This is a genomic window from uncultured Campylobacter sp. (genome assembly GCF_937996225.1).
Classification (GTDB): domain Bacteria; phylum Campylobacterota; class Campylobacteria; order Campylobacterales; family Campylobacteraceae; genus Campylobacter_B.
On record NZ_CALKTC010000056.1, the window covers coordinates 1 to 4,957 of the forward strand.

The 4,957-nt window shown below is 51.4% G+C and carries 3 protein-coding genes; all 3 read left to right on the forward strand.

Translation table 11 applies throughout. The features are described from left to right. The first annotated feature begins 368 nt into the window (after positions 1 to 368). The 3 genes from murC to Q0174_RS06820 all read left to right on the forward strand — a co-directional run bounded on the left by murC (position 369) and on the right by Q0174_RS06820 (position 4,705). On the forward strand, positions 369 to 1,676 hold the full coding sequence (gene murC / locus Q0174_RS06810; protein WP_298042724.1) for a UDP-N-acetylmuramate--L-alanine ligase: 1,308 nt from the start codon (positions 369 to 371) through the stop codon (positions 1,674 to 1,676). A 61-nt stretch (positions 1,677 to 1,737) separates the two neighbouring features. Continuing rightward, positions 1,738 to 2,508, forward strand: coding sequence for a hypothetical protein (locus Q0174_RS06815; RefSeq protein ID WP_298042726.1), 771 nt, complete (start codon positions 1,738 to 1,740; stop codon positions 2,506 to 2,508). Next, complete coding sequence (locus Q0174_RS06820; RefSeq protein ID WP_298042728.1) at positions 2,498 to 4,705, forward strand: endonuclease MutS2; 2,208 nt, start codon at positions 2,498 to 2,500, stop codon at positions 4,703 to 4,705. Before Q0174_RS06815 ends, Q0174_RS06820 begins: the two co-directional genes overlap by 11 nt. Positions 4,706 to 4,957 lie beyond the last annotated feature (252 nt).

Genomic DNA, 4,957 nt, shown 5'->3' on the forward strand with positions numbered 1-4,957 from the left:
GGCGAAATTTGAGGCGTAAATTTAAATAGTAGGCGCGCGATGAACGCGATGAAATTTACCGAAATTTACGCGGCTTCGGTGCGCGATACGATGCGGTAGGCACAGCAGCAAACGGCTTCTCGCTCGCCGAGAGGTTTTAACGGCGTTTGACGCGTAAAAATTTTAAAAGGCGAAATTCTAAAGGTAAATTTAGATCGCTAAATTTTAAAAGCGGATTTAAAAGTAGCGATACGGGGTTGCGCGACGCAGCGAGCTCGTAAAATTAAAGGCGAATTTCAAGGCGCGGAATGGTTTAAATTTTTAAATTTCGCCGACGCGGGATTTAAAAATTTAAACGTAATTATCTATTATAATATTTAAGGAGAAAGGTGAAAAAGGTTCATTTTATCGGCATCGGCGGCATAGGGATATCGGCATTAGCGAGATTTTTACACGAGAAAAATTTTATCATCTCAGGCTCTGATATCAAAGAGAGCGAGACAACCTACAAGCTAAGAGCGGACGGCATGGAGATCATCACGCCGCACGACGCTTCGGCGATAAAAGATCAGGAGATCGTCATCTACTCCGCCGCGATCAAAGAGGACAATGTCGAGCTGCAAGCCGCACGCAAAAAGGGGATCGTCTGCCTCTCGCGCAAGGAAGCCCTGCCCTTCGTGCTAAAAGACAAGCGCGTCTTCGCAGTCGCCGGCGCGCACGGCAAAAGTACGACGAGCGCGATAACCTCGGCGCTAATAGACGGCTCGGTTATCATCGGCGCGATCTCCAAGCAGTTCGGCTCGAATATGAAATATGAAAATAGCGAAAACATCATCTTTGAAGCCGACGAGAGCGATTCTAGCTTTTTAAATTCCAACCCCTACGTTGCGGTCGTGACCAACGCAGAGCCCGAGCATATGGATCATTACGACAACGATTTGGATAAATTTCACGCGGCGTATCGCGGCTTTTTGGAGCGCGCCAAGATCCGCGTGATAAACGCCGAGGATGAGTTTTTAAGCTCCATCAAGCTCGGCTGTATCAAGCTCTTTCCTTCGCGCGATATAACGGATCTAAAGGTGCTGCTACGCGATCATCAGCCGTTTATGAGCTTTAATCTTAAAGAGCTCGGGCGCTTCGAGGTTTACGGGCTAGGAAGGCACATCGCCATAGATGCGTCGCTAGCGATCCTAGCCGCGGCGTGCGAGACGGGGCTAGAGCAGATCCGTAAAAATTTACTAAATTACAAAGGCATAAAAAAGCGCTTCGACATCCTGTGCGCCACCCCAAACTTCGTGCTGATCGACGACTACGGCCACCACCCCACCGAGATCAGAGCGACGCTGCAAAGCGCGCGCGAATACGCTAGCTTGCTAGGGCTTAGCAAGATCACGGCGATCTTTCAGCCGCACCGCTTCAGCAGGCTTAAGGCAAATTTAAATGCTTTCAAAGAGTGCTTTGCGGGTGTAGAAGAGCTAGTGGTGCTGCCCGTTTACGCCGCTGGCGAGCCTAGTAACGGCATCGATCTGAAAGAGGAGTTTAAGGGACTGGGCGCGCTATTTACCGAGCGGGTTTTTAGAAACGGCGAAAAGATAGAATTTAGCGATATTTTCGGCGTCCGTCACATCATAAACGATGGGCTCGTGATCGGATTTGGCGCAGGCGACATCACCTATCAGTTGCGCGGAGAATTTTAGGATTGAAAACTCTCGCCGAATTTATGAAACGAACTCCGCTGCGGACGGGCAAGGATAAAATTTGAGATTTTTGGTGTTTATTTTCGCATTTTTATTTATCGCGGCGATCTTTTTCGTGCGGGACGAAATTTTAAGCAAAAGGGCTAAAATCATCGCTACAGCGCTGATCGTGCTGCTGTGCGCGGGGGCGTATCTTTACGAAAGCGCGAGCGAGCGATCCGCCAAGCTTGAGGAGGAGATGGTTTTTAAATTTAACGCAGGCGCCAGATTAAGATGCGGCGGCGCGATAAATTTCGCTTCTGAAACACGCGACGCGGCAAATTCCTCTCCCGAAACACGCGGCGCGGATGCGAAAAATTTGGGCGTGCAAACCGGCGAAGTAAATTTAAACGCGCAGGACAAGACCGCTTCCGCCACGCAAAGCTCCGCCGCTCAAACGAACGAGCAGGCTTCAGCCGCGCAAATAAACGGCGCCGTCTCGGACGGGCAAAATTCCGCACAAAGCCCTACTTCGCAAAATTCTACGCAGCAAGGCGATACGCAGAGCCTCACGCCGCAAAATTCCGCGAACCAAGGAGGTATGCGAAGCTCCGCCTCACAAAATTCCGCGCAACGAGACGACACGCAAAACTCCAATCTACAAAGCTCCGCACAGAATTCTAAAGCTACTCAAAATTTTGCCGCAGACAAAGAGCTAGGCTCTGTGCAGATCGTAACGCGAGAGAGCTTCACCTACTCCTTTTCGCTGGGCGCTTTCATCGCCAAAAAGAGCGCGGGCGCGGAGTTTAGGGGCAAAACTTATAAAATCAAAGAGTGCGTTTATGATCAGTGACGAGCTCTTTACGCGCCTCGATTTGAGCGAGTATCTAGCGAAATTTAAAAGCTTTTTGGCGCGCGAAAAGCCGCTGTTTTTAAGCGGCGATAGCAAGCTAAATTTTGAAAAAATTTCGGAGCTTACGAAATTTGATCTCGCGCAGTGCGAGAGCGTCGCGAACCTAGACGATGCGCTGATGCGCATCTCAAAGCACGGCGTGCTTCATATCAGCGAAATTTACGAGTTTAGCAAGATCGTCCGATATTTTTTGTATCTAAAAAAGCAGCCTTTTGAGGGCAAACTCGCCGCTTGGCTTGCAAAGATCGAAATTCCTGCGCCCATCGCGCAATTAAAGGATTATTTTGACGATCAGGGCGGCTTTCGCGACGCGATAGACGAGCGCTTCGGCGCGCTGAACGAGGCGTTTAAGATAAAAAAGGGCGAGATCGAGCAGACGCTAAAAAGGCTGATCTATTCCAAAGCCCTTTCGCCCTATCTCGCCGATACGCAGATCCACTACATAAGCGACACCGAGGCTCTGCTGGTGCGCGGCGGCTTCAACCACGTGCTAAAAGGCAGCGTCGTAGCGCGCTCAAGCGGAGGCTATTTTTACGTGCTTCCAGACGCGATCGCGGCTCTGAAATCCGCTCAAAGCGCGATTTTGGACAAAAAAGAGCAGATCGTTTTCGAGCACTGCAAGCAGATCAGCGCGGTTTTTAATAAGAATTTAGCCTTTCTGAAATTTATAAACGCCGCTTTCGACGCGATCGATGCGCTGATTGCGCGCGCCGCGATGGCAAGAGCAAGCGATTATGAGTTCGTCTTGCCTGAGCCCTCGCGCGACATCGTCCTAGACAGCTTCGCCCACCCCGCGCTTAAAAATCCAAAGCGCGTGAGCGTAGAATTTAGCGGCAAAATTCTACTCATCACCGGCGTGAATGCGGGCGGAAAATCGATGCTTTTAAAAAGCATTCTAAGCGCGGCGCTGTTAGCCAAATACCTCCTTCCAATGCCTATTCGCGCAAGCCTCAGCCGCATCGGCACCTTTAAGGAGTTCGAGCTCATAATGGAGGATCCGCAAAACTCCAAAAACGATATCTCGACCTTCGCGGGCAGGATGGTTGCCTTTAGCAAACTGTTCGGGCGCAAAGAAATTTTAATCGGCGTCGATGAGATCGAGCTGGGTACTGATTTTGAGGAGGCTGCGAGCCTATACGGCGCGATGATCGAGCAGCTGATAAGCGGCGACGTGAAGATGATCATCACCACGCATCACAAGCGCCTGGCGATGCTGCTTGCGAAAGATCCGCGCGTGGAGCTACTGGCGGCGCTTTACGACGAGAAAAACAGCGCGCCGAAATATGAGTTTTTAAAGGGCACGATCGGCAAATCCTACGCCTTTGAAACCGCGCTGCGCTACGGCATAGCGCAAAATTTGATCGCCGCGGCGCGCAAAAACTACGGCGAAAACAAAGAGAACCTAAACGAAGCGATCTCAAAAGCGATAAATTTAGAACTTGAGCTAAAGCAAAAACTAGCCCAAACGCAGCAAAAAGAGGAGAAATTAGACGCGCTAAGCGAGGCGCTGAAAGATCAGCGCGAGCGCGCGCAAAGCGAGCTGAAGGCGGAGCTTTCAAGGCTGCAAAACGAATACTACCGCGCCATTTCGGAGGCCAAACGCAGCGTGAGCCTAAGCGATGTGCGCGAAAAGCAGCGCGCCATAAACCGCGCAAACGAGCTCGCACGGGCCGTGCAGCAGCCGGAGCTCAGCACGCCCGAGCCGCAAAGCTTCAAGGTGGGTGATCGCGTCAAATACGGCAAGATCAAGGGCGAAATTTTATCGCTTAGCAAAACCCAGGCGCTGATGCTAAGCGACGGCATCAGGCTGCGCGTGCCGCTTAGCGAGCTAAAGCGCAGCGGTGCGGTACCCGCGCCCGTAAAAAACATCAGCATCAAGGTGCAAAAGCCCGCCTCTGCGTCGCTCGTGCTCGATCTGCACGGCCTGCGCGCCGAGGAAGCGATCGGCAGGCTTGATAAATTCATCAGCCAAAGCCTCGTGATGGGCTTTGATGAGATCATCGTAAAACACGGCATCGGCACGGGCAAGCTCGCGTTCGCGGTCAAGGAGTTTTTAAAATCGCACCCAAGTGTCAAGGGGTTTCGCGACGGCACGCCCGCAGAAGGTGGTTTCGGCTCAAAGGTCGTATCGCTTTAGGCTTAGGCTAGAAGGTCTTTTCGCTTCAGACGCGAGCGCGAATGATACAGAATTCGCTCATTTCATCTATGCCTTCGCCGAGGTTTTTTAAGCGCGGGTGCTTTTAACGTAGAATTTCGCCACGGGATTTGTAACTTGGCTTTTCGCTGAAATTTCATGCGGCGTAGCCGTAATAGAAAATACAGCGCGGACGTAGTCCGCAGTTTAAATTTGACGCGAGCGTAGCTCGCCCTTCTAGCGTCGCGCGGGTGG